Raw genomic sequence first — 25,235 nt, forward strand, 5'->3', positions numbered from 1 at the left:
CTATACCCTAGAATGTATTAGGAGAGTTGCCGAGAAGGCAGAAGGAGAAAAGATTAGAATGAGAAAGAAGAAAATTACACAAATTTCAGCAATCGCTATGGCTATGGCAATGGCAGTAACTCCAACAGCAAATGTTTTTGCTTATGGAGAAACATCAGGAAACAGCACATTGTTCTCTGACACACAGAAGGTTTCAGATTATAGTACTTGGAAAGATTCAGTTTGGAATAAAAAAGATACAGAAGGAACTCTTACAAGAAAAGGTGAAGCTTACGATTCATCAAAAATAATTCTTACACCCGGTAAGACAGCAAAGGATTTAGGCTTTGCTTGGTATAGCGAAAACAAGGGCACACCGGCAGTTAAAGTAGGAAAGAAAGCTGATTTAAGCGATGCAAAAGTTTACACAGGAACAGCAACAGACATTAATCGTTCAAATCAGAAAACTACATATAAAGCATCAAACAAAGTAACTATAGAGGGTGCTTTTGAAGAAAATACAACATATTACTATAGCTACACAGATGACACAAAAAATCCTAATTGGAGCGAAGCACAGGCTTACACAACAAAGAAAACATCCAGTTTCCAGACAATACTTGTAGGTGACCCACAGATTGGTGCATCAGGATCACAGGGACAGGGAACAGATGATGATATTAATATTGCAGTTGATACATTTAACTGGAACAAAACATTAACACAGGCAAAAGCAACAGCACCTAATGCAAGTTTTATTTTATCAGCAGGTGACCAGATTGACTTCTCAGGAGTTGACAGTTCAGACGGAAAAAACGTAAGAGAAAGCGAATATGCAGGATTTACATATCCGGAACTTTTGAGAAATCTTCCTTTGGCAACAACAATCGGTAACCACGAAAGCAAGGGTACAGACTATAAGTATCACTACAACAACCCTAACGATGGCGACAAACTTGGAAGCACAAACTCAGGTTCAGATTACTACTTTAGCTACGGTGATGTTTTGTTTATCAGCTTAAACAGTAACAACAGAAACACAGTTGAACACAAAGAATTATTAAAGAAAGCAGTGGCAAGCCACAAAGATGCTAAGTGGAAAGTTGTAATGTTCCATCATGACATTTACGGTTCAGGACAGCCACATTCAGACACAGACGGAGCAAACTTAAGAGTGCTTTTCGCACCATTAATGGACGAATTTGGAATTGATATATGTTTGACAGGACATGACCATTCATATGCAAGATCATATTTAATGGCGGACGGCACAGCAATTGACTACGGAAATTCAGTTGCAGTAAACCCTGAAGGAACACTTTATATTGCAGCAGGTTCAGCATCAGGTAGTAAGTTCTACAAACTTGCAACAACAAAACAGTACTACATTGCAGAGCGTTCAAATACACAGATTCCAACATTCTCTACAATTGATTTTTCAGAAAATTCACTTGTACTCAGAACATATGACTACAACGGAAACAAGTACGCAGACGATTATACACTTTACAAAACAAGTGATAATTTATCAATGAAAGATTTGATTGCTCAGGCAAAAAATATCAAAAACGATGGTTACACAGATGAAACTTGGAACAAGCTCCAGAGCGAAATCAAGAGTGCAGAAAAGTTAATGCAGTACACCGGCGAAGACAAGGGGGCAGCACAGCTTTCAAGTGCATATGACAAGACTAACGACGGCGACAATGCTAAGGACATGGTTAACTACTACGGTTACGCACAGGGCGATTACAAAAAAGATGGAACAACAACACTAAAGACAGGTTTTTCAACATTGCTTGACAAGACAATGGACAAAAAACTTATCATAGGAAGATTACTTTTTGAAAACCAGTACAACAATATCCTTAAGGCAGAAGCAGGCTTAAAGAAAAAAGATGCTGGAAAGACAACAACTCCTACAAATACAACAAAACCGGCAGCTAAGCTTACATTAAAAGCCGGCAAAAAAGCAGTTAAGGCAGGCCAGACAGTTACTTTGAAGAAGGGCAAAACATTACAGCTTAACCTTACAATCAACGGAGTAACAGGCAAGAATGTTAAGTACAAAACTTCAAACAAGAAGATTGTAAAAGTTACCGCAACAGGAAAACTCAAAGCTTTAAAGAAGAGCAGCAAGAAAGTGAAGGTAACGGCAAAATTCGGAAACCAGAAGATTAGCTTTAAGGTGAAGACAAAATAAACATAAAAATTCTAATAGGTGAAGACAAAATAAACATAAAATTTCTCATAAGTGTGTTGAAAATGTCGAAAGACAAAATTGAGTCAGAGACAGGCTCAAAAAAGAAAAAGTAGAAGGATTTAAGATGAAGAAATATTCAAAGATTATATTTGTTATTTTTCTCATAATCTTCTCAGCAGGACTTTGGTTGTTGAACTCCAACATAACCAGAGTCCCTTTGCTATCCGATGACAATTTTTATTTTGTTAAGGGGCAGGTGCAGGAAGTTATTGAGGACAATACCACAAATAAAGAGGTAAACGGCGGTAGCCAAACTGTAAAAGTTAAGATAACATCAGGAAAATATAAAGGAAAAACCTGCGAAGCCAACAATATGAATGGCTATCTTTACGGAACTTACTGCAAAAAAGGGACAAAAGTAATTGTTCAGTTAAGCAGTTTTGGCGAAGAACTGTCGGGCAGCATTTACGGCTTTGACAGGGGAGCTTTTATTTGGATTATTATAGCAATACTTGGAGTGGCACTATTCCTGGTTGGCGGAAAAAGAGGCATTAAATCAATGCTGGCGTTGGTGTTCACATTTATATGCATTATATATTTGTACATACCGCTAATGTATATAGGTTTTTCGCCATTCTGGGCGGCTATTCTTGTTGTAGTTGCGGTTACAATAGTGTCGGTTTATCTTATTTGCGGAGGCAACCGAAAAGGGTTGTGCGCAATGCTTGGAACAATTCTGGGAGTCCTAATTGCAGGAATTTTTGCAACTATTTTTGGAAAAATAACGCGAGTGACAGGCTACAATATTGAAGACATTGAGACTATGGTCTACGTGGCGCAGAACAGCAAACTTCAGATAGGTGGCGTGCTTTTTTCGGGCATCCTTATTGCGTCCCTTGGGGCTGTAATGGACGTGGCGGTTTCCATATCCTCAACCATTGAAGAAATCCACAACAAAAAGCCGGAGCTTACATCAAAAGAATTGTTTAAGTCAGGCATAAATGTTGGCAAAGACATGATGGGAACAATGTCAAACACACTTATACTTGCTTTTACCGGTGGCGCAGTAAACACTATGATATTAATATACGCCTACATAATGCCATACCTGCAGGTAGTGAATATGTACTCAATAGGCATTGAGGTGATTAAAGGCATCTCAGGCACACTAGGCATAGTGCTGACCGTGCCACTGGTGTCGCTGATATCGGCGAAGGTGTATGGCAAGTAGTGGGGGAGATGTGCTTCCGGTTGGCGAAGGTGCATGGCAAGTAGTGAGGGAGATGTGCGTCCGGTTGGCGAAACACTATTGGAAACGCAAGAGAAGCTAAAGAAAGCATACTCTGGGGCGAAACGCCTCCAGAGTATGCTTTTGTGCGTGGTGGGGGGAAGAGTGTGGATGGTGTGGTGGAGGGTTGTACCCCGAGAAATGGCAAAAATAAAATGTTGAGGTACGTTTTTGGTGAATAGGAGTGTGCTGAAGCCACAATAAGTGAAGTGTGAGGAGGCGCGTACCCCGAGAAATGTTAAAAATAAAATGTTGGGGTACGTTTTTGGTGAATAGGAGTGTGCTGAAGCCATAATAAGTGATGTACGAGAAGGCGCGTACCCCGAGAAATATAAAAAATGAAATGTCGGGGTACGCAACCGCTAAAAAGCAAGGAAAATATGAAACATAAAATATGAGTAAAACGAAAATGTACCTCGAAAAAAGTTAAAAATGAAATATCGGGGTACGCGACCACTAAAAAGCAAGGAAAATATGAAACATAATGTATGAGGAAGACGGAAATGTACCCCGAGAAAAGCAAAAAATGAAATAGCGGGGTACGCTACCACCAAAAAGCAAGGAAAATATGAAACATAATGTATGAGAAGGACGGAAATGTACCCCGAAAAAAGCAAAGAATGAAATGTCGGGGTACGCAACCGCTAAAAAGCAAGAAAAATATGAAACATAATGTATGAGCAAGACGAGAATGTACCCCGAAAAAAGCGAAAAATGAAATGTCGGGGTACAAAGCCACCAAAATAAAGAATTGACAATAGTATCCCCATAATAATTGATATAAAAGATAAAATATAGGTATCAAAAAATATGTATACATAGTATAATATTATATGTATCAAGAAATACAAATATAGAAGAAAGGAGGATAAGGCAGGATGGATTATTTAGAAAAGTATGCACAGGAAAGATTAGAAAAGCTGAAAGGTATGCGAAGACAATGTGTGGCTAATTTGAAAGGTTTGCCGGAAGGAAAAGTGTATGTAAAAAAGAAGCGAAAGACAAATCAATTCTATAAGATAACGCCAGACGGGGACAGAAATGGGAAGTATATTAAAGCCGGCGAAAGAGATGTGGCAGAAAGTCTTGTGAAAAGGGAATACAATGAGAAGTGCTTAAAGGAGATAGAAAAAGAAATTAGGGCACTAGAAAAAATGCTAAAAACCTGCAATTCAGAAAACCTAGAAAATGTAATCAGCAAGCTTGCCCCGGTCAAGCAGACAATGGTTATGCCGCTGGTATTGCCACGAGAAGATTTCATCAAACAGTGGGAAGAAGAAAAGCAGCAACTTAAAGAAAAAATGTGGTCAATGGTTATGAAATCTTATGATGAATCCATGGACGACGAAGAAGGCGTGTTCACGGAAAAAGACGAAAAGGTTCGCTCCAAGTCAGAAAAAATAATTGCAGACAAACTCAATCTAATGGGGATACCGTACATATATGAGTTACCGCTACATTTGGATGGACTAGGTTACATAAAACCAGATTTCACAGCATTAAATCCGGACACCCGCGAAGAATGCATATGGGAGCATTTTGGAATGATGGAAAATCCGGAATATGCGTCAAAGGCAATGAACAAACTAAATGTTTACGCAAGAAACGGCTATACTGTGGGGGACAATCTTATAATTACAATGGAAGGTCAAAGCCAGCCTTTGAACACAAGAAATCTTGATAAAGTAATTAGAAAAAATTTGATGACATAATAAAAAGAAGTTATGGTATTGATTGCGTCACCAACGGTGATGTAATTAGGAAAAAAAGTTAAATATTGGAATGAAATAAGGGGAGAGATAGGCAACTGTGAAAGGTTGCCTATTTTTGAGCAAAAAAAAGAAATTTAGATTCAAATAGGACAAAATTTTTTGAAAAACGATTTCAGTGCTATAATATTATCTGGAAAGAAGGCAAAGAATGAATAATAAGAGTCCTAACAAGAAAATAATAAGGGGGATTATATACATTACCGGTTTGCTGACGTTGGCACTGGGAATTATTTTGAATACCAAGGCGGGCTTGGGAGTTTCGCCCATTATATCGGTGTCATACAGCATTTCGCAGATTATGAAAATCAACTTCGGAAATATGACATTCATACTGTATGGGATTTTTGTGGTTATTGAATTTATACTCCACATGATAATTAACCATCGCAAAAAATCCAAAGGACAAAATTATAATTTGAAAAAAATGTTATTGATGGACGCTTTGCAGTTCCCGTTGAGCTTCTTTTTTACAAGATTTATGAATTTGTTTTCAGCGTATATACCAAATTTTGAGGAAGATATGCTGGGGACCGTGTGGGGAACGATGCCAGTGAGAGTGCTGGTGTTACTGGTTGCCATTGTGCTGACGGGAGTTGGCGCGGCAATGTCCCTTGATATGAGAATTATTCCAAATCCCGGGGACGGAATTGTGCAGGCGATTTCCGACTTTGTGGGCAAAGATGTTGGCCTTGTAAAGAATTGTTTTGACGTGTTTAACATATGTCTTACAACTGTGATGTGCCTTGTTTTTATAGGTCACATAGTGGGCATTGGAATTGGAACAGTAATCGCGGTAATCGGCGTTGGTCGAGTAATTGCAGCGTTCAACTTTGTGTTTATGAAGAAATTTGTGAAACTTGAAATTGAATAAGGAAGCATTCTTGGAAAAATAACCGTTTAGACCGAAAGGCTGGACGGTTATTTTTGTGGAAGCTGGTGATAAATAAAGGTTTAGACAGGTTTTGTGTGAATTGAACTATATATTTGTTATGTGAAATGAATGGTGGTTTGGGCATGCGTACCTCAAAAAATGGAAAGAAGAAATGTCGGGGTACATTTTTAACAAATACAAACTATATGTTGTGCAAAAACAGCGGTAGTTTGAGAATGTGTACCCCAAAAAACAAGAAAAAAGAAATGTCTGGGTACGTTTTTGACGAATACAAACTATATGTTGTGCAAAAACAGCGGTAGTTTGAGAATGTGTACCCCAAAAAACAAGAAAAAAGAAATGTCGGGGTACGTTTTTGACGAATACAAACTATATGTTGTATAAAACAAGCTGAAATTAGGGCGAGCGTACCCCGACATTTTAAAATTGTGAAAATTTGGGGTACAAAGCCATAAAAAACTATAAAAATTAAGACGCATATTATATGTAGAAACAAGAAACGTACCCCGAAAATTAGACAAAATGAAATATCGGGGTACGGAAGAAATAAAATAGTTGCAAATGCAACATATAATGAAAACAAAAATGAAAAACGTACCCCAATATTGCGAAAACCTCAAATATTGAGGTACGCGATCGGCAACGGTCACATAAGAAAGCTTCTCCACTCCCCCACACTACAGCCTCTAACGCCTTATATCTCATCCGCCCCACGACACAACAAGCTTCTCCGCTCCCCCACACTACAGCCTCTAATGCCTTACATCTCATCCGCCCCACGACACAACAAGCTTCTCCGCTCCCCCACACTACAGCCTCTAACGCCTTACATCTTATCCACTCCACGACATAATCTACAACACTATGCCGTTCATCCACTTTAAGCCATAACGTCCAACACTAAACATCTAACATCACTCCCTCCCCACTACGCAAAACACCCCTGCCGAACCAACCACGGTGTCCTGTGGCAGACAGGACACCGTAGAAGCTTCCCAGCAGGGGTAAATAAAACACAATAATATTAAAATCGAATAATACTAGCAACAATACTAGCAACAATACTAGCAATAATACTAGCAACAGCACATGTTAAGCAAACATAATGTTGTGCAAGGATCAGCGCAACACATTGCACCGGAATCGCCACCATATGAATACTGGCGGGTGTTGTACCACTGACCACCACTTTCAAGTGTCTGGACAAGTCGCTGGTATGTCTGATTGTTAGGCTCCATTTCAAGAGCAGTTTTTGCAAAATCAAGAGCCATGACATTGTTACCTAGACCGTTGTTTGCCAAAGAACTTAAGAAATACCACTGAGCGGTACGGTCCTGAATATTGCTCAGGACATTTAAAGCTTCCTGAAAACGCCTATTGTTAATGTAGTTAGAAGCAGCAGTGTAATAGGAAGCATCCTGACCGTAATACTGGCTGGACTGTCCCTGCCCACTGTTAAAACCGCCGAAGCCTCCAAAACCACCAAACAAATCATCAAAAGGATTGCCGGAATAACCACCACCGTAGTTGCCGTTACCTGAACCACCGTAGGCAGAACCACCATTACCATAGCCACCGGAACCATAACTGCCGGAACCGTAGCCACCATAAGAACCACCATAGCCACCTGAATAACCATTCTTACGCTCATCCATAATCTGATTGTAAGCCTGACCAACTAACTTAAACATCTCCTCCGCCTTATCCTTATTAGGATTGTTAATATTAGCATCGGGATGATACTTGCGACTTAATTTTCTATATGCCTGTTTTACTTCATCATCTGTGGCATCTCGTGAAATGCCAAGAACCTTATATGGATCACTCATATCAAACTCCTAAAAACCAAAGTTATGTAAACCAACACCTACCAGCTTCACGACCACCTTCGGCTCGCTGAATCGAACTCCACAAGTTGTTCGAACCTTCGGCTCGCTGAATCGAACTCCACAAGTTGTTCGAACCTTCGGCTCGCTGAATCGAACCCCATAAGTTGTTCGCACCTTCGGCTCGCTGAATCGAACCCCACAAGTTGTTCGCACCCAGGCTCGCCAGTGTAGTAACATCAAGGTGAACATATATCCGGCTCACATTCCTTTAGTCATTTTCTTTCTTCTGTTCCCTTCTCGCCTTCAACGTCTTATAGTAGACCGTCCAAACCCCGGCGTAAAGGATATTTCTAAGAACCTCAGCATTCTCCAAAATAGGAAGATACTCGAACTCCTTAGAGCATTCAGCCATCATCATCTGTAGCATGCCCTTTATTCTATCATCAAACCCCTGTTCATTGCAAATAGATTTGAAAGGATTGTAATGATTCTTCTTAATATCCTCCTCCAAATCATCATAGGCATCAAGAATATAAATAAATTTGCCAAGGAAAAAACCAATGCGGCTAAGAGAAGCAGCCCACTGGTCGTCTTTTGGAACAAAAAGGACAGACATAATGCGAACGAAAAGCCCTGCCATAACGTCAATGTTCGTCTCATTCTCTTTTTCGCGGGTACCTAATTCGGTGAGAAGAGACGAAATAGAATCCGCCTTTGCGGCGTAATCAAAAGAATCGTCAGGGTGCTTAGTATTCAAAAGCTTGGCAAAAGCAAGCTTCAAAACACTGCGGTCATCATTCCAGTCGTCCATAGCCTTATAATAAGATAATAAAATATTCATATCAGCCACGTAATCTGAGTAAATACTGGAAGACATAGGCTGTGCCTTAAGGGGATGACGAATACATTTGTGCTCAGAATGAGCAACCTTCGGTTCGTACAAAGAAGTAAGAAGCATTACAAGAAAAGTCATATCATAAGAAAGTGTAAACTGCCCGACAAAACCATAGCGGGACCTTAAAGAATAACACAAACCACAATAAAAACTCTTGTAAACATCAAACTCCTTAAATTTTAATTCCGGTTTATTAATAACAACATATCCAAACATAAAAAACTAACTTCTTCTTATAAAAGTGGCGTTGCACTTAGGGCAACGAATCTGAATCTTACCGTGTCCTTTAGGAATACGAATCCTCTGGCCACATCCTGGACACTTGTAGAAATGATAATACTTGCGCTGACCGGCAAGGTTCTTCTCATTGGCAACCTTGTTGCGCCAGCTACCGAGAATACGCATATACTTCTCGTTTTCAGCAGCACGCTTATAAATATTACGTGAAAACATTCTAAAATAAGTATAAAAAATAAGAAGCAAAATCAAAGTACTAAAAAGGGAACCAAGTCTTCTTGGAACAAAAAGCGAAATAATACACAACGCAATTGTAAGCCCAAGCAAAAACTTAGAAAACTGATCTGCACCATATCTTCCATACATAAATTTTGAAAATCTATCTCTCCAATTCATAAACATGTCACCTCACCAATCATCTTGAATATTGTAGACTGATCATTCAATATAAAAAACAGTCATCTTAATACTGAAGACCAATCATCTGAAATATTGTAGTCGATATTAAGAGTGTAAGTCCAATGCCCGATAAAAGCAATGGCAAAGGGTTTGAATTTACATTTAAGTCATAAAAGTTTACAAATATGTAAAAAATGATAAGCGTGAAAACGTTTTTATTAAAAAAGAAAACAAACTGACTAAAAATGCTGAATTATTACTAAAATGACAATATCTCGCATTGAAATAAGTCGAAAAATAGAGTATTATGGAAAGGAAAAAGAGCGAAACAACGTTAGCTATAAGCTATGGGTGGATATAAGTGATTTTTATAAACGATGTATAAATATGCACAAAGCATATGATAAAAGTAATAAATACAAGAATATGCATCAGGTTCTTTATAAATATGTAAAGCTTATAAATAGACAACAAAGGGAAGGCAATAGTATACAAAAGACGTTGTGTAAAAAATAGGAGGGGAGATTCACTGCATGTACGTGAAGAAGAACAGCTGGGTTAAGCATTTAGACTTTATACTGGCTGATTTGTTGTGCATTAATTTAACGTTATTGATTGCATATTTTCTACGTAATGGAGTACGTAATGTATATGCGCTAAAGGAGTACAGAACACTTCTTTTTGCAATAATGGCACTGCATTTCTGCGTAAGTTTTTTTTCGAATACATATTCAGACATCCTAAGAAGAGGATATTTTCAGGAATTTAAAAGAGTACTTGTTCATAATACAGAATTAATGCTATGTGTAATGGTATTTATGTTCTTTACTCATACAGGAGCAACATACTCAAGATTAATGATTTTTGCATTCTGGGTAATGGACATTTTTGCAATGTATTTTGTACATATTTGCTTAAAAACATTTTTAAGAAAAAGAGATTACCGAGAGAAGAAGCAAACTAAACTTTTGATAATTACTACACCGGAAAATATGGAGAAAGTAATCAGTGAAGTAAACGATGGACCGGACAAGAGTTTTGAAATAGTAGGAATAGCATTAAACACAAATGAGGAAGGAATTAAAGAGTGCCAGGGAATACCGGTAGTTTCAGAAGTAACAGATATGTATGACTATGTTTGCAAAAATGTTGTAGATGAAGTTTTACTTAATTTAAACTATCCATCAGATAAGTTTGATCAGATAGTGGAAACTTTAGTTAATATAGGAATTACCGTAGATATTAAATTAAATATTAAGTTTAATGGTGGAACTCAGGAGTTCGGACACATTAACGGTACTAAGATTATAAGAACAAGTGCCAATACTGTAACAATAACAGAGATGGCATTAAAGAGAGCCATGGATATATGTGCAGGTGTTGTTGGATGTTTAGTTACAGGCATACTTTTTATATTTGTAGCACCAGCCATTAAGATAGCAGATCCTAAGGGACCTGTATTCTTCGGACAGAAGAGAGTTGGTCGTAACGGAAGAACTTTTACAATATATAAGTTCCGTTCTATGTATGTAGATGCAGAAGAACGCAAGAAGGAACTTATGGAAAAGAACAAGATGGAAGGTCTTATGTTTAAGATGGACGCTGATCCTAGAATTATAGGAAGTGGTCCGGACGGAACAAGGAAGGGACTTGGATATTATCTTAGACATCTGTCTATAGATGAATTCCCTAACTTCTGGAGCATCTTAAAAGGTGATATGAGTCTTGTGGGAACAAGACCACCAACAATGGATGAATACAATCAGTACGAATTACATCACAAGAGCCGTCTGGCAGCAAAACCGGGACTTACAGGAATGTGGCAGGTAAGTGGCAGAAGTGATTTTACTGATTTTGAAGAAATAGTAAAAATGGACAGCGATTATATTAAGAACTGGAATATAGGACTTGATATAAAAATAATTCTGAAAACAGTGCTGGTAGTGCTGGGACAGAAGGGATCGGTGTAATATTTGGCAAAATATGCAAGGGGATAAAAAGTGCATAAGAAAAATAAAGATAAATTAAGAATCGCAATGTTAGGTCATAAGAGAATACCTTCAAGAGAAGGTGGCGTGGAAATTGTGGTGGAAGAACTTTGTACAAGAATGGTTAACAAAGGTCACAAAGTAACATGCTACAACCGTGGCGGACATCATGTTAGCGGTAAGGAATTTGACAGTGCGAAGATTAAAAACTACAAAGGAATAAACCTGAAAACAGTGCCTACAATAAACTGTAAAGGGTTGGCAGCAATGTCAGCCTCAGTTTTTGCAGGCATAAAAGCGTCTATGGGAAGATACGATATTGTTCATTTTCACGCAGAAGGACCTTGTGCAATGTTATGGCTTCCTAAGTTATTCGGCAAGAGATGCATAGCAACTATTCACGGACTTGACCACCAGAGAGCAAAATGGGGCAAGCTTGCAAGCACTTATATAATGATGGGGGAGAAGTGCGCAGTAAAGCACGCAGACGAAATAATAGTATTGAGCCGTGGCGTGCAGGATTATTTCAGAGAAACATATAGCAGAGAGACTAAATTTATTCCAAATGGAGTAAACAGACCGATAATAAGAGAACCACAGATTATAAAAGCAAAATTCGGATTGGAAAAAGATGATTACATCCTATTCCTGGGACGACTAGTTCCTGAAAAAGGGCTTAAGTATCTGGTAGAAGCTTTTAAAAAAGTAAAAACAGATAAGAAATTGGTAATAGCCGGTGGAAGTTCAGATACAGATGAGTTCGCTAACGAACTAAGACAGATGGCAAAAGATGACGACAGAATAATCTTTACAGGATTCGTTCAGGGAGAAGAATTGGATGAGTTATATAGCAATGCGTATGTATACACACTTCCAAGTGACCTGGAGGGAATGCCACTGAGCCTGCTTGAAGCAATGAGCTATGGAAATTGTTGTCTTGTATCAGACATAGATGAATGTGCATCTGTTGTAGAAGACAAGGCGTTGGTGTTCAAAAAGTCGGATGTAGATGATTTGAGAGAAAAATTACAGCAGGCTTGTGATAAGCCTAAGATGGTTAAGAAGTATAAAGAAGAAGCTGCAGATTTCATTTGTGAGAAATACAATTGGGATGATGTGGTTGAGAAAACAATGGAGTTGTATAGAGGATAGAATATGAAGATTTTAATGGTTAATAAGTTTCTGTATCCAAATGGAGGAAGTGAAACATACATATTTAAGTTAGGTGAATACTTAGAAAGTCATGGACACGAAGTTCAGTATTTCGGAATGGAACATGAAGGAAGATGCGTTGGAAATCATACAGAAGCCTATACATCTGATATGGACTTTCATGGAGGTTCAAAACTTTCTAAACTGACTTATCCAATTAAAACAATATATTCAAGTGAGGCAAGAAAGAAAATCAGACTTGTTCTTGAAGACTTTCAGCCTGATGTGGTTCATTTAAACAATTTTACATATCAGATAACTCCAAGTGTTATATTAGAAATAAAGAAATGGTCAAAACAAACAGGACATAAATGCAAGATTGTATTTACCGCACACGATTATAATCTGGTTTGCCCAAATCATATGTGTAACAATCCTAATACACACGAAAACTGTGAAAAGTGTTTAGGTGGACATTTTATGAATTGCTTTAAAGAAAAATGTATTCATGGAAGCACAGCTAAATCAGCAGTTGGAACAATGGAAGCAATGTTTTGGAAAATAAAGGGAACATACAAGTATATTGATTCTATGATATGCTGTAGTGAATTTATGAAAACAAAATTGGACACCAATCCATTGTTTGCAAAGAAAACAATTGCTTTACACAATTTCATAGATAAGGTTGAATGGAAAGAAACAGAGAAGAAGGATTATGTTCTTTATTTTGGAAGATTTTCAGAGGAAAAGGGAATAGGAACTCTTATAGATGTTTGTAAGAAACTTCCGAACATTCAGTTTATATTTGCGGGAACAGGTCCTTTGGAAGAAGAGATTAATGGAATTAGCAATATTGAAAATTTAGGCTTTCAAAAGGGAGAAGCTCTTGAAAAACTTATAAGAGAAGCAAGATTTTCTATATATCCATCAGAATGGTATGAGAATTGTCCATTTTCAGTAATGGAAAGCCAGATGTATGGAACGCCGGTTCTTGGTGCTAATATTGGAGGAATTCCTGAACTTATATCTGTAGGCAGTACAGGAGAGTTATTTGAAAGTGGTAATGGAGAAGATTTAAAGAATAAAATCGAAGAATTGTGGAATCACAAAGAAAAGTTAGATAAATACAGTGAAAACTGTAAAGATATTAACTTTGATACGATTGAAGAATATTGTAATAAATTGATTAAGATATATGAATAAAAGGGAAAAGGGAGAGAACGTAATGGCAGAGAAAAAATTAAATGGTACAGTTATCGTAACATACAGATGTAACGCACGTTGTTCAATGTGTAACAGATACAAAGCACCATCAAAACCGGAAGAAGAAATTTCAATAGAAACAATCAAGAAGTTACCTAAGATGTACTTTACAAATATAACAGGCGGGGAACCTTTTATACGTACAGACTTGAAGGACATTGTTAGAGAATTATATAAGAAGAGTGATAGAATCGTTATTTCAACTAATGGGTTCTTCACAGATAGAATTGTTGACTTATGCAAGGAATTTCCTAATATCGGAATTCGTATTTCAATTGAAGGTCTTGAACAGACAAACAATGAAATCCGTGGATTGGATGACGGATATAACAAAGGCTATACAACACTTAAAAAATTACGCGAAATGGGAATGAAGGATGTTGGTTTCGGCATGACAGTTCAGGACAAGAATGCACCTGACTTAGTACCACTTTATGAAATCTCTAATGAAATGGGAATGGAGTTTGCAACTGCTTCGTTACATAACAGTTTCTATTTCGTAGAAGCAAAGAATATAATCAAAGACCGTCCGATGGTAGCAAAGAATTTCGAAGATTTAATTAACGAATTGCTTAGATCAAAGAGTCCTAAGAAATGGATGAGAGCTTACTTTAATCACGGACTTATTAATTATATTTATGGACAGAAAAGATTACTGCCTTGTGATATGAGTTTTGACACATTCTTTATTGATCCATACGGAGATGTAATGCCATGTAACGGAACAAAAGATAAAGAAGTGATGGGTAACTTAAACAACCAGAGCTGGGATGAATTATGGAATAGCCCTGAAGCAGAACAGGTTAGAGCAAAGGTTCGTTGCTGTGATAGAGATTGTTGGATGATAGGTTCAGTGTCTCCTGCAATGCATAAGTACATTTGGAAACCTGGGTTCTGGGTACTTAAACATAAGTTTAAAGCTTTGTTTAGCAAACATCCATATAGCATGTATGAGAATAAAATTGTACGTGACTACAGAGATGGCAAGGTAACTAAAGAAGAATTAGATAAATGCAGTACTTGTGATATGTGCGCAACAATTAATGACGGATTAAGTGATGCTTCAAGAGAGCAGCTTAAAGATAAGAGCGGTGAAGAAATAGTTGATGCAGATATTGCAAAACAGATGGAAGAATAGGTGCTATTAAGCGAACATAGGGAGAAATAAATACATATGAAAGTTATTGCTTTAAAAAATATAATTTTAGAAAAAAATACTATCACATATAAGTTTGATATTCCAAAAGAATTAAGAAAACATATTAATAGGGAATATATTGATGAACATAATCAAGGAACTTTATTTGTGAGACCACAAAAAGAAACAAAATTGGAAGAAATTCCAAAATCTATATTGTCGATTCCGTTTATTGGGACGATGATGGGAATTGCAATGTTGTATCAAATTCCTATTAAAGTTGATGAAGTGGATGCTGACTATTTGAAATCAACACAAGAACTAGGATTGATTTTTAACAAGATGTATCCACAAGGAAATCTGAAATTGAAAGTGATTTCAGATAGAGTTATTGAAAATAAAAAGAACAGTGTTGGAACAAACAAAACATCGGTGTTCTTTACAGGTGGAGTTGATGCTACAAGTGCATTGGTTGAAACAATTAATTTAAAACCGTTATTGATAAATATAGTTGGTGGAGACATAGCACTTTCAAATCAAAAAGCACATAGCAGATTAGAGGAGTATTTTAACAAAGTTAAAAATAATATTCCAGGAGTAGACTATTGTTTTGTTGAATCTAATTGTAGAGAATTGTTTAAAGAGTATTCCTTTGACGAGAAATTCAAAAAGTTTATTGATAGAGAACTGTGGTGGGGATATTGGGCAAGCGTTGCACATATAGTTGTGATGACTGCTGTTATAGCCCCAGTGATTTATTCGAAAAATATCAATTGCCATTATATAGGATCTTCGCATTCATCACTAGATAGCACATTTGATGCCAATAATGAAGAAATAATTAATGCAATTAATTATTGTGGTTGTAAATTTATATCAGCTGATGCGGACTTGGATAGAAATGAGAAGGTTAAAAAGATAGTAGATTATTCTTCTAAAACAAACAAGTATTTCGAATTACAGGTTTGCTGGAATAAACAGGAGGGAATGAATTGCTGCAAATGTGAAAAATGCTATAGAACAATGATGAATATTTTGTCGGCACATGGGGATCCTAATAAATTTGGGTTTAGATATGATACTAAAAAAATGAAAGAAATAAGAACATTCTTAGAAACAACACCGATAAAATTAAGTTATTGGGAAACGACACAACATATGTTTGTGAAAGAGAAGGGTTATTGGAAAGATACTGAATTATCATGGTTTATTGATTTTAAATTTAATAGACCTAAAGCATATGCCTATAAGATAATTAAAAGAGTAATAAGTAAGTTCAAATAATAGATTTAACTAAAAAAGCGAGGACGCAAATGAGTGATATTACAATTCTAACACCTACTTATAATAGAGAGAAGCTTCTGCACAAACTGTACAAGTCCTTATGTAATCAGAAAGATAAAGAGTTTGAGTGGATTGTTGTTGACGATGGAAGCAGTGACAATACAGACGAGTATATTGAGACAATACAGAAGAAAGCAGATTTTCCCATTAGGTATTATAAAAAAAATAATGGGGGGAAGCACACGGCTCTTAATTATGGATGCCAATATGTTAAAACTAAATTGGTGTTTATTGTTGATAGTGATGACACACTAACAGATGATGCAATTTTAACTATTCAAGAAACATATGAAAAATATAAAGATGAAGGTGATCTTTGTGGCTTTAGTTTTTTGAGAGGAAAATCAAATGGTGGTTATTTGAGCACATCAGGAGTGCCAGAAGATGGAATGAGGGAGTCATATGTTGAGTGTAGAATTAATAGGAAAATCGGTGGAGATATGGCTGAAGTTTGGTATACTCATTGCTTGAAAGAATATCCATTTCCGGAATTTAAAGATGAGAAATTTTTAGGAGAAGATATTGTTTGGATACAGATGTCTAAGACGTATAAGATGAGATTCTTTAATAAAGTTATTTATATTTCGGATTATCTTGAAGAAGGATTAACTAATAATCGAAGAAGACACAACATAAACTCTCCGAATGGATGTGTAGCAAGAGCAAAAGTGTTTTTGGAATCAGACTCTAATATTAAAGCAAAGGTTAAATCTGCATTACAATATCAAATTTATGGAAGATTTGCAAAGAAAAAAATACATTATTTGTTTAAAAATACAAAGAATAAGGTTTTATTTATTGTTTCTTTCTTACCAGCAAAGATTATATATGTAAAATGGAAAAAAACATTTGAAATTAGTGGTGTTACACAAACTTAATTTTGATAAATAAATATTCAAAAAAATAATATGGAGAAATTTTGATGAAGAAAATTGGAATATTAACTTTTCATGGCGCAGATAATTTAGGTGCAGTTTTGCAAGCATATGCACTATGTGAGTTTATAAATAAAGAAATTAATTTTAGAACGGAAATAATTGATTATGAATGTGAAGAAGTAGAGAAAACTAGATATGTACAAGGTGGAAATTTTGTGAAAAAAATCCCACTAGCATTATATTATAGGATAAAACGTCATAGCTTTGACCGTTTTAGGAAAAAAAATTTAATGTTATCTAGTAATAAATATAAAAAAGAAAATATAAAAAAGTGTAATACAATGTATTCAACATTCGTAGCGGGAAGTGATCAGATTTGGAATATTGGATGTTCTGGCAATGATACCACTTATTTTTTGGATTTTGTTGAACAAGAAAAAAGAAAAATATCATATGCGGCTAGTATGGGGACTACAGAAATGGAAAAAGAAAAAGTAGATGAATTAAAGAATTATTTAAATAGTTTTGATGCAATTTCTGTAAGAGAAGCATCATCTATAAAAAAATTAGATTTGCCTAAAGATACTTCGATACTGCCAGATCCGGTTTTTTTATTGACATTGGAACAGTGGAGAAGGGTTGCTACTAAAAGAAAATTAAAAAAAAGATATGTCTTTGTTTATTTGATTCAAGAGGATGTAAATGTGCTTAAGTCTGCAAAAAAGTATGCAAAAGAAAACGAATGTGACATTATAATAAATAAAAAAAGTGTAGAATTTATTTTAAATAATGCGCCAGATCATTTTTTGTGGTGGATTGAAAACGCAGAAGCTGTTTTTACAAATTCATTTCATGGAACAGCTTTTTCTATTATATTTGAAAAGCTACTTGGCGCTGATATAATATTAAAAAATGGAAAACATAATAACCGAATTGAAGAATTGTTTGATTCGGCAGGATTAAAGGAGTGCATTATTTCAGAAGAGAATTATGTACCAAAGAAAGCGAATGCAAAAAAATGGTTAAATATGCAGAGAAAAAAGGCGTATGAATTTTTAAAGGAAAATATATAAAATTAAAAGGTGGAAAAAATGCAAACTTTTTACAAATTTAAACACTGTGATATAAATGTGGAGAAAAATAGTTCATCAGGAGGAGCTTTTACGATGATTTCAGATAGAATATTAGAATCAGGAGGAGTTGTATATGGCTGTGTTTTAAATGAAAAGTTTAATGCAATACACATTAGAGCAGAAAGAACAGAGCAAAGAGATAAAATGCGAGGCTCTAAGTATATTCAAAGCAATATTAGTGAAGCATTCCAGCAAATTGCTGTGGATTTGGCAAATAATAGAAAAGTCTTATTTTCTGGAACACCATGTCAAGTAAATGCTATTATTAACTATTTAAAAATTAAAAAAATTTGTATGGACAATTTTTTTCTGTGGAAGTAATATGTCATGGGGTTGGAAGTGAAAAATTTTTCCATGATTATATAAAGGACAAAGAAAAAAGTATCATTCAAAAGCAGTTAACGTGAAATTTAGAGCAAAATATAGAGTTGGGCAAAAACAAGATATGGCGATAATATTTGAAAATGATAAAGAGTATCACGCAGCCTCAACGAATTTAGATTGGTTTTTTTCAGTATATTTAAAAAATTTGATTTTACGACCTTCATGTTATGAATGTAAATATGCACAAGAACACAGGGTTTCAGATATTAGTGTTGCAGATTTGTGGAAAGAAAACGAAATAGGAGACTGGTCTCTTGTTATATGTAATACAAAAAAAGGAAAAACTTTGTTAAATGGCAATGATTGTGGTGAACTAATGGTTATAAATAAGTCAGAAGTTTATCAACCACATATGAAGTCACCGTGTAATGTGCCATCAAATAGAAAAGTATTTTGGCAAATATATTTGAAAAAAGGATACAAAGAGGTGCAACGATACATAGGAAACAATACGCTTAAAAGCAAAACAAAATATGTTTTTGCTCATATGTTAAGAATTTCTCATGTGGACAAGTGGGTTAAAAAAATAAGAAGATAAAGTAAAAAAGGAAAAATTATATTTAGGAGAAGTGAAAGAAGATGGAAGGAATACCAAAAATAATTCATTATTGTTGGTTTGGTGAGGGGAAAATTCCAAATCAATATCAAAAATATATAAAAACATGGGAAAAAACATTTCCAGAGTATCGTATTTGCAAATGGGACGAGAAAAATTTTCCAATGGAAAAATACAAATATGCGATGGAGGCTCTAAAATCGGGGAAAATGGCTTTTGTGAGTGATGTTGCAAGAATGTATGCATTGTATGAATATGGTGGAATATATTTTGACACTGATGTTGAAGTTATAAGAGATTTTTCAGAATTGTTAAAAGATCATGGTGTTGTGCTAGGAACAGAAAGTGAAAATAAAACTATAGGGACTGGATTTATGGCTTTTGTTCCTCACCATGAAATTTGTAAAAGTATGTTAGAGTATTATAAGACAAATAGTTATTATAAGCAGAGTGCAACAATGTCTAATACACAAATTTTAGCACATTTGTTAGAAGAGAAATATGGAATAAAAGCTCTAGAAAAAATACAAAAAAAAGGGGATATGATTATATATCCATCGGAATACTTTACGGCTCATAAAGGAGTAACATCTAAAACACGATGTATTCATCATTTTGGGGCGTCATGGTTACCTTTAGACAGGAGAGTAAAGGATAAAATAATAAAATATAAAAATAGAATTATTAGAAGGATAAAAAGGAAATGTAAAAATGGGAAAAAAGGCAAATAAAGTTGGAATTTTAACATTCCATAGAGCTAATAATTACGGAGCAGTTTTGCAAGCTTATGCATTGCAAACATATTTAGAAACTATAGGAGTGAATGCAGAAATAGTGGACTATAGGAGTGCATATTTAGAAAAGGCTTACAGAGGACATTCTTTGGCAAATAAGGATATTAAAAAGTTACTACGTGACCTATCTGATTGGCCAATAAGATATTTAAAAAATAAAGCATTTGAAAAATACAGAAAGCAATATTTGAATTTGAGCAAAACTTACTTAGAAAATAATGTTATTGAATCAAATAATATGTATGATTATTTTTTGTTTGGAAGCGATCAAATTTGGAATTATAATTTGTCAGGAAAAGATAGCAATTATCTAGGGGCGTTTGTTTCAGATAAGAAAAAATTAAATTCATATGCAGCGAGTTTTGGAACATATAGAACAAGAGAAAAAGAATATTTGGAAATGTTAAAACGTTTTAATAAAGTTTCGGTGAGGGAAGAAAGTGGCCGAAAGTTTTTTAATGAGATTACAAATAGAACAGATACAAAATTAGTTATGGATCCTGTTTTTTTAATAAACGAGAATAAATGGAAAAGCTTAGTTAATGAAAAAAAAGTAAAGAGATATATTTTTCTATATACATTACAAGGAGAAAAAACAAAGATGAAGGAGGTTGCTCAGTATCTTGCTGATAGGACAGGATTAAAAATAGTGGAAATGCAAGCTTGGTTAAGACCAAAACCAAAAAATTTTATACCAAGATACTGTGACACTCCTATAGATTTTTTAAGCTGGATAAGTGGAGCTGATTATGTTATTACAGATTCTTTCCATTGTACAGCTTTTTCAATTATATTTAAAAAAAAGTTTTGGGTAAAGATAGCCGAGTGCTCAGAAATAAGTGATAGCAGAGTAGGCAATTTGCTTCATTTATTACATTTAGAAGAAAGAGTTATAGGTAAAAATTTGGAAAAATGGGATATAGATGCTATGCCGAAATATGAAGAAGCACTAGATAAACTAAAGGAAGAAATAAATTTTTCTAAAGAGTTTGTTAATACAATAATAAAAGGGGAGAAAATTAAGTGAAATCACGATTAACTTTAAATAATTTAATAGCAGGATTACAAACTTTTTTTATTTGTATGACTTTATATGCAGGAGAAAAAGGCATTATGGGATATGCAGGAGAAAAATTAATCCTTGCTATTGTATTTTCACTTATAGGTGTATTTTTGAATAAAAAAAGAGTCAAAATAAATAGAAGATTTAAAGCATTAATAGTTATGACGTGTCTGATGGCTGTAGTAATTACCTATAGCTATTTTCATAGTTATTGTCCAGAAGTAACGTTTCCATATTGGTTGAGATTTATATTTGTTGTACTTTTTTCTTGTATATGTTTTGATGTTGACTATGTTTTGAAATTGTGTGAATATTTACAGAAAATTGGAGTATTTATTGCAGTGATATATATTGTGACATGGCCAGTTATGGGACGTGATGCGGGAATATATATGGATTACCAGTATACAGCTCAGGTTGTATCATTTTCTACAGCTTTTACAGTCACGAAATTATTTAGTAAAGATTGTAATGTTTTTAGAGAATTGATTAATTTAATGATTTTAATTTTGACAATATTAATTACAGGGAAAAGAATGCTATTTGTAATACCTCTTATTTTAGTGATTATTATTGCAATCATGTCAAAGGATAACCAAAAATATAAAAAATTTTTTATATTATTGGTTATAGCAATTATAGGAATTGGAACAATAAGTTTGACAATGCCGTCTGCTTTAAATGCAATTAACCGTTTGCTGGACTCAAGTGGAGATACAAGTTTAAATTCTCGTGTGTATTTTTGGGAATATGCAATGATGTTATGGTCAAGAAATAAAATATTTGGAATAGGATTTGCTTGCTTTCCAAGACATATAGCAACAGCAGGTGTAAATTTAGCAAAATATCATTATATAAATGCATGGGCAGCACATAACATATATTACCAAATGTTGGCAGAGATAGGTATAGTTGGAACTGTCGTCTTTTGTAGTGTATTTGTTTTGGGAATAGTTTATACAATTTATATTTATAAAAAAATTAAGTCTTTGAACAATACACAATACAGTAGAGTGGTTTTAGTTTCGTTATATTGTCAATTATGGTTTATTATATACGGCTTTACAGGGAATCCTCTTTACTTGGCAGGACAATTTTTTATAGAAATATTTGGATTGATCCTTATAAGTAGTATTCGAAATAAACTGGTCAAGACGAATGTTGGATATATAATAAGAGATATAAATAAGAATGAAAATTAATAATAGTTAGTTGATAGATGGAGGTTATATATGAAAAAATCTAAAGCAAAAAAAAATGTTGTAGTCGGCTTTACGGGACAATTAATTATATTGCTTTTGGGTATGGTTTTTCCAAGAGTTATCTTAAAAAATTATGGCTCAGATGCAAATGGTCTTATAAGTACGATAACACAAATTTTTTCATATATGGCACTTCTTGAAGCGGGAATAAGACAAGCAGCAAAAAATGAATTATTCAAATGCATTGCAAAAAAAGATGAAGAACAAATATCTGTGGTTGCGACAACTGCAAAGCGATATTTTCAGAGAGTGACAGTGTTATATGGAATAGGGGTAATAATTCTTTCTGTAATGGCACCTGTTTTTGTAGTTAGTAATTTAGATAAAGAGGTGATTTTTTTTGCAGCGTTCTTTGAGGGAGTGGCAGGTGTATTGTCATTCTACTTTGTTCAAACTCCATCATCGATTTTATCTGCATTTGGAGAGGATTATGTAAATACAACGGTTGAAGTATTTAATAAAGGTATAAGTTATTTGGTTAGAATAGGCCTTGCAACAGTAGGAGCGAGTTTGTTTCTATTACAATTTTCTTATTGCATTATAACTATTGCAAAAGTAATATTTTATGTTACATATTTTAGACGAAAATATAAATGGATAAATTTTAAAGCGGGAAGTGGAAAGGAAAAATTAAGAGATCGTAATGCATATGTTATTAATGAATTAGCATGGACAATATTTTCTTCAACTGATAACATAATACTTTCTACATTTGTAAGTACTAAAATGGCAAGTGTGTATGTTATATATAATATGATATTTAGTGCTTTGAACACATTACTAAATGCAGTATATACAAGTATAAATTATTTGCTGGGACAGGCATTTCATGAGAATATAAAGAAATATGAAATACTTCATGACAATTTTACTTCAATATTTTTGGGAGGAATGACAATTTTAATGTCTATAGCATATATATTAATTTTGCCATTTATAAGCATATATACAAAAGGGGTGTCAGATATTAATTATATATATGCGTCATTGCCGGTATTTTTTTGCCTGATTAGAATTTTTTCATGGAGCAGATATGTAACAGGAAATCTAACTGGTTTGGCGGGGTATGCGAAACAAACAAGTTATATTTCTATTTTAGAAGCGTTTATGAATATTTTTATATCGATTGTACTTGTACAAAAAATGGGAATTATGGGAGTCTTAATTGGCTCAACAATAGCATTACCTGTTAAAGTTATATATTGTGCATACATATCTGATAAAAAAGTTATGAATAGATCTTGTAAAAAAACGATAGTTATTTATGGATTAAATTATCTGTTTTTTTTCTCAATTGTATTTGCTTCTAGATTCATAAAATTAAGAATAAATACATTTTATGATTTGATTTTTTGGGGAGTAATTATTACAGTTGTGATTGGCATAGCGGGGGGGACAATAAATATGATAGCAAATCCAAATCTTTTAAAGTGGTTAACAAATTCATACCTAAGGAAAAAAAGTGAGAATAAAAGTTCATACAAATTGTAGGATGTGTTCTTTTTTGCTTTTATTGAGATAAAAAATAACATTAAAAATAGAATTAAAAAAATATTTGTAGTTTAATAGGTGCAGGAGATAAATACAATATGCCAAATACGGTTAACACAAGAGTATATGCGGGAAGAATCAAAGAAAAGAAGATAGTGATGAAAAGCTCATCAGGAGGAGCTTTTACAGCAATATCGGATTACTTTATAGAAAGAGGAGATGCAGTTATAGCTGCGGTATATGAGTATGATAATTACAATTTAAATTATAAAATAATTCAAAGCAAAAGTGATAGAGACAAAGCTATAGGATCGAAATATATGCAGAGTCGAATGGGAAATATATATAATGAGGCTTACTATTGGTTGAAACAAAATGTAGACAAAAAGATTTTATTTGTTGGAATGGGATGTCAAGCAGATGGATTTAGAAAGTTTTGTGAAATGAAAAAAATTCGTGACAGAGTATATATCGTAGATATTGTTTGTCATGGAATGCCTAGTGCAAAACTTTGGAAAGAGTATGCAGAATATATTGAAAATAAATATAACGGGAAGATTAAATATCTTACATTTAAAGATAAAAGAAATGGGTGGAAAAATCCGAGTGCATTAGTTGAAATAGAAGGAAAAGAGATTATGATAAAAGACTATGTGAATGTTTTTTATAGCGGATGTGCATTGCGTCCATATTGTTATAAATGCAAATATGCAACTATTGTAAGAAAAACTGATTTGACAATAGGTGACTTTTGGCATATTGAGGAGACAATTCCAGAATTTTTTGAACCAGAGGGAACTTCATTGTTTTTGATTCATACAGAATATGGAGTTGAATTATTTAATCATATAAAGCAACGTTTATTTTACAAAAAAAGTGATATTAAGCAGTGCTGGCAATATAATCTAGAAAGACCAACTGAAAAACCAAAGGATAGAGAAAAATTTTGGAACGATTATAGGAGAGGTGGGATTTTTCTTATCGTTAAAAAATATGGATTAAATTCACTTTTTGCAAAAATAAAGTATAGGATAAATAAAATTTCAAGAAAATAGAAAGGTAGCAAAAAACAGATATGAAAAAAAAACCAATATTATATAATAGGAAGGAAGAATGTTGTGGATGTATGGCTTGTTATGCGGTGTGCCCAAAGAAAGCAATTGATATAGTGATTGATGAAGAAGGGTTTGAATATCCTTTAATTAATTGTGAAAAATGCGTTGGGTGTGGTATCTGCTTAAAGGTCTGCCCAATTAAATCATAAAAATTAAGGTATCTTATAAGTACTAGTGAGA

General features: G+C 34.3%; 21 protein-coding genes and 1 pseudogene. 19 read left to right on the top strand and 3 right to left on the bottom strand.

The features are described from left to right. Positions 1-58 precede the first annotated feature (58 nt). The 4 genes from NQ558_RS02830 (at position 59) to NQ558_RS02845 (ending at position 6,113) form a co-directional block, all read left to right on the top strand. Positions 59-2,182 (top strand): purple acid phosphatase family protein, encoded by a 2,124-nt coding sequence (locus NQ558_RS02830; protein WP_156774969.1) that lies wholly within the window; start codon positions 59-61, stop codon positions 2,180-2,182. A 124-nt stretch (positions 2,183-2,306) separates the two neighbouring features. Further along, a complete protein-coding gene (locus NQ558_RS02835; protein ID WP_040446633.1) occupies positions 2,307-3,413 on the top strand; it encodes a YibE/F family protein in 1,107 nt (368 codons plus the stop codon). A 935-nt stretch (positions 3,414-4,348) separates the two neighbouring features. Beyond that, complete coding sequence (locus NQ558_RS02840) at positions 4,349-5,182, top strand: hypothetical protein (RefSeq protein ID WP_005361290.1); 834 nt, start codon at positions 4,349-4,351, stop codon at positions 5,180-5,182. A 208-nt stretch (positions 5,183-5,390) separates the two neighbouring features. Beyond that, a complete protein-coding gene (locus tag NQ558_RS02845) occupies positions 5,391-6,113 on the top strand; it encodes a DUF6198 family protein (protein WP_005361282.1) in 723 nt (240 codons plus the stop codon). A gap of 1,097 nt (positions 6,114-7,210) precedes the next feature. Here the strand turns inward: NQ558_RS02845 and NQ558_RS02850 are convergent. From NQ558_RS02850 to NQ558_RS02860, 3 genes are all read right to left on the bottom strand, one after another. Beyond that, positions 7,211-7,963 carry a J domain-containing protein gene (locus NQ558_RS02850; RefSeq protein WP_040446626.1) on the bottom strand — a complete coding sequence of 251 codons (753 nt, stop codon included), beginning with the start codon at positions 7,961-7,963 and terminating at the stop codon, positions 7,211-7,213. A gap of 268 nt (positions 7,964-8,231) precedes the next feature. Next, entirely contained in the window at positions 8,232-9,074 is an 843-nt protein-coding gene (locus NQ558_RS02855) for a DUF5685 family protein (protein WP_259907640.1), read from the bottom strand. A gap of 6 nt (positions 9,075-9,080) precedes the next feature. Further along, positions 9,081-9,491, bottom strand: coding sequence for a hypothetical protein (locus tag NQ558_RS02860; RefSeq protein ID WP_005361274.1), 411 nt, complete (start codon positions 9,489-9,491; stop codon positions 9,081-9,083). A gap of 536 nt (positions 9,492-10,027) precedes the next feature. Between NQ558_RS02860 and NQ558_RS02865 the strand changes: the two genes are divergently transcribed. The 15 genes and pseudogenes from NQ558_RS02865 (at position 10,028) to NQ558_RS02935 (ending at position 25,204) form a co-directional block, all read left to right on the top strand. Then, positions 10,028-11,464 (top strand): sugar transferase, encoded by a 1,437-nt coding sequence (locus tag NQ558_RS02865; RefSeq protein ID WP_005361254.1) that lies wholly within the window; start codon positions 10,028-10,030, stop codon positions 11,462-11,464. 66 nt (positions 11,465-11,530) lie between these two features. Continuing rightward, positions 11,531-12,634, top strand: a complete 1,104-nt coding sequence (locus NQ558_RS02870; RefSeq protein WP_005361253.1) for a glycosyltransferase family 4 protein — start codon at positions 11,531-11,533, stop codon at positions 12,632-12,634. 3 nt (positions 12,635-12,637) lie between these two features. Further along, positions 12,638-13,837, top strand: coding sequence for a glycosyltransferase (locus NQ558_RS02875; protein WP_005361252.1), 1,200 nt, complete (start codon positions 12,638-12,640; stop codon positions 13,835-13,837). A gap of 22 nt (positions 13,838-13,859) precedes the next feature. Beyond that, complete coding sequence (locus NQ558_RS02880; protein WP_005361250.1) at positions 13,860-15,035, top strand: radical SAM protein; 1,176 nt, start codon at positions 13,860-13,862, stop codon at positions 15,033-15,035. A gap of 36 nt (positions 15,036-15,071) precedes the next feature. Then, complete coding sequence (locus NQ558_RS02885; protein ID WP_005361248.1) at positions 15,072-16,319, top strand: hypothetical protein; 1,248 nt, start codon at positions 15,072-15,074, stop codon at positions 16,317-16,319. A 29-nt stretch (positions 16,320-16,348) separates the two neighbouring features. Next, on the top strand, positions 16,349-17,257 hold the full coding sequence (locus NQ558_RS02890) for a glycosyltransferase family A protein (protein WP_005361246.1): 909 nt from the start codon (positions 16,349-16,351) through the stop codon (positions 17,255-17,257). 44 nt (positions 17,258-17,301) lie between these two features. Next, entirely contained in the window at positions 17,302-18,330 is a 1,029-nt protein-coding gene (locus NQ558_RS02895; RefSeq protein ID WP_005361244.1) for a polysaccharide pyruvyl transferase family protein, read from the top strand. Between the two features lie 18 nt (positions 18,331-18,348). After that, positions 18,349-18,711 (top strand): coenzyme F420 hydrogenase/dehydrogenase beta subunit N-terminal domain-containing protein, encoded by a 363-nt coding sequence (locus NQ558_RS02900; protein ID WP_005361242.1) that lies wholly within the window; start codon positions 18,349-18,351, stop codon positions 18,709-18,711. Between the two features lie 79 nt (positions 18,712-18,790). Then, positions 18,791-19,312: pseudogene (locus NQ558_RS02905) on the top strand (Coenzyme F420 hydrogenase/dehydrogenase, beta subunit C-terminal domain); the annotation flags it as partial. 41 nt (positions 19,313-19,353) lie between these two features. Further along, positions 19,354-20,061, top strand: a complete 708-nt coding sequence (locus NQ558_RS02910; protein WP_005361234.1) for a glycosyltransferase family 32 protein — start codon at positions 19,354-19,356, stop codon at positions 20,059-20,061. Next, complete coding sequence (locus NQ558_RS02915) at positions 20,042-21,151, top strand: polysaccharide pyruvyl transferase family protein (RefSeq protein ID WP_005361232.1); 1,110 nt, start codon at positions 20,042-20,044, stop codon at positions 21,149-21,151. Before NQ558_RS02910 ends, NQ558_RS02915 begins: the two co-directional genes overlap by 20 nt. Further along, positions 21,148-22,389, top strand: coding sequence for an O-antigen ligase family protein (locus NQ558_RS02920; protein ID WP_040446618.1), 1,242 nt, complete (start codon positions 21,148-21,150; stop codon positions 22,387-22,389). Before NQ558_RS02915 ends, NQ558_RS02920 begins: the two co-directional genes overlap by 4 nt. A gap of 30 nt (positions 22,390-22,419) precedes the next feature. Next, a complete protein-coding gene (locus tag NQ558_RS02925) occupies positions 22,420-23,940 on the top strand; it encodes a lipopolysaccharide biosynthesis protein (RefSeq protein ID WP_005361230.1) in 1,521 nt (506 codons plus the stop codon). A 98-nt stretch (positions 23,941-24,038) separates the two neighbouring features. Then, positions 24,039-24,995 carry a Coenzyme F420 hydrogenase/dehydrogenase, beta subunit C-terminal domain gene (locus NQ558_RS02930; RefSeq protein WP_005361229.1) on the top strand — a complete coding sequence of 319 codons (957 nt, stop codon included), beginning with the start codon at positions 24,039-24,041 and terminating at the stop codon, positions 24,993-24,995. A gap of 20 nt (positions 24,996-25,015) precedes the next feature. Next, complete coding sequence (locus tag NQ558_RS02935) at positions 25,016-25,204, top strand: 4Fe-4S dicluster domain-containing protein (RefSeq protein WP_040446615.1); 189 nt, start codon at positions 25,016-25,018, stop codon at positions 25,202-25,204. Positions 25,205-25,235 lie beyond the last annotated feature (31 nt).

The sequence above is a fragment of the Eubacterium ventriosum genome (assembly GCF_025150745.1).
In the GTDB taxonomy this organism is placed as follows: Bacteria; Bacillota; Clostridia; order Lachnospirales; family Lachnospiraceae; genus Eubacterium_G; species Eubacterium_G ventriosum.

What these genes read in the sequence shown, in the direction of transcription:
- NQ558_RS02865 (WP_005361254.1), top strand. Translation starts at nt 10,028, where the DNA reads ATGTACGTGAAGAAGAACAGCTGGGTTAAGCATTTAGACTTTATACTG.
- NQ558_RS02925 (WP_005361230.1), top strand. Translation starts at nt 22,420, where the DNA reads ATGAAAAAATCTAAAGCAAAAAAAAATGTTGTAGTCGGCTTTACGGGA.
- NQ558_RS02895 (WP_005361244.1), top strand. Translation starts at nt 17,302, where the DNA reads ATGAAGAAAATTGGAATATTAACTTTTCATGGCGCAGATAATTTAGGT.
- NQ558_RS02835 (WP_040446633.1), top strand. Translation starts at nt 2,307, where the DNA reads ATGAAGAAATATTCAAAGATTATATTTGTTATTTTTCTCATAATCTTC.
- NQ558_RS02870 (WP_005361253.1), top strand. Translation starts at nt 11,531, where the DNA reads ATGTTAGGTCATAAGAGAATACCTTCAAGAGAAGGTGGCGTGGAAATT.
- NQ558_RS02900 (WP_005361242.1), top strand. Translation starts at nt 18,349, where the DNA reads ATGCAAACTTTTTACAAATTTAAACACTGTGATATAAATGTGGAGAAA.
- NQ558_RS02850 (WP_040446626.1), bottom strand. Translation starts at nt 7,963, where the DNA reads ATGAGTGATCCATATAAGGTTCTTGGCATTTCACGAGATGCCACAGAT.
- NQ558_RS02890 (WP_005361246.1), top strand. Translation starts at nt 16,349, where the DNA reads ATGAGTGATATTACAATTCTAACACCTACTTATAATAGAGAGAAGCTT.
- NQ558_RS02880 (WP_005361250.1), top strand. Translation starts at nt 13,860, where the DNA reads ATGGCAGAGAAAAAATTAAATGGTACAGTTATCGTAACATACAGATGT.
- NQ558_RS02840 (WP_005361290.1), top strand. Translation starts at nt 4,349, where the DNA reads ATGGATTATTTAGAAAAGTATGCACAGGAAAGATTAGAAAAGCTGAAA.
- NQ558_RS02875 (WP_005361252.1), top strand. Translation starts at nt 12,638, where the DNA reads ATGAAGATTTTAATGGTTAATAAGTTTCTGTATCCAAATGGAGGAAGT.
- NQ558_RS02915 (WP_005361232.1), top strand. Translation starts at nt 20,042, where the DNA reads ATGGGAAAAAAGGCAAATAAAGTTGGAATTTTAACATTCCATAGAGCT.
- NQ558_RS02830 (WP_156774969.1), top strand. Translation starts at nt 59, where the DNA reads ATGAGAAAGAAGAAAATTACACAAATTTCAGCAATCGCTATGGCTATG.
- NQ558_RS02860 (WP_005361274.1), bottom strand. Translation starts at nt 9,491, where the DNA reads ATGAATTGGAGAGATAGATTTTCAAAATTTATGTATGGAAGATATGGT.
- NQ558_RS02885 (WP_005361248.1), top strand. Translation starts at nt 15,072, where the DNA reads ATGAAAGTTATTGCTTTAAAAAATATAATTTTAGAAAAAAATACTATC.
- NQ558_RS02910 (WP_005361234.1), top strand. Translation starts at nt 19,354, where the DNA reads ATGGAAGGAATACCAAAAATAATTCATTATTGTTGGTTTGGTGAGGGG.
- NQ558_RS02930 (WP_005361229.1), top strand. Translation starts at nt 24,039, where the DNA reads ATGCCAAATACGGTTAACACAAGAGTATATGCGGGAAGAATCAAAGAA.
- NQ558_RS02935 (WP_040446615.1), top strand. Translation starts at nt 25,016, where the DNA reads ATGAAAAAAAAACCAATATTATATAATAGGAAGGAAGAATGTTGTGGA.
- NQ558_RS02845 (WP_005361282.1), top strand. Translation starts at nt 5,391, where the DNA reads ATGAATAATAAGAGTCCTAACAAGAAAATAATAAGGGGGATTATATAC.
- NQ558_RS02855 (WP_259907640.1), bottom strand. Translation starts at nt 9,074, where the DNA reads ATGTTTGGATATGTTGTTATTAATAAACCGGAATTAAAATTTAAGGAG.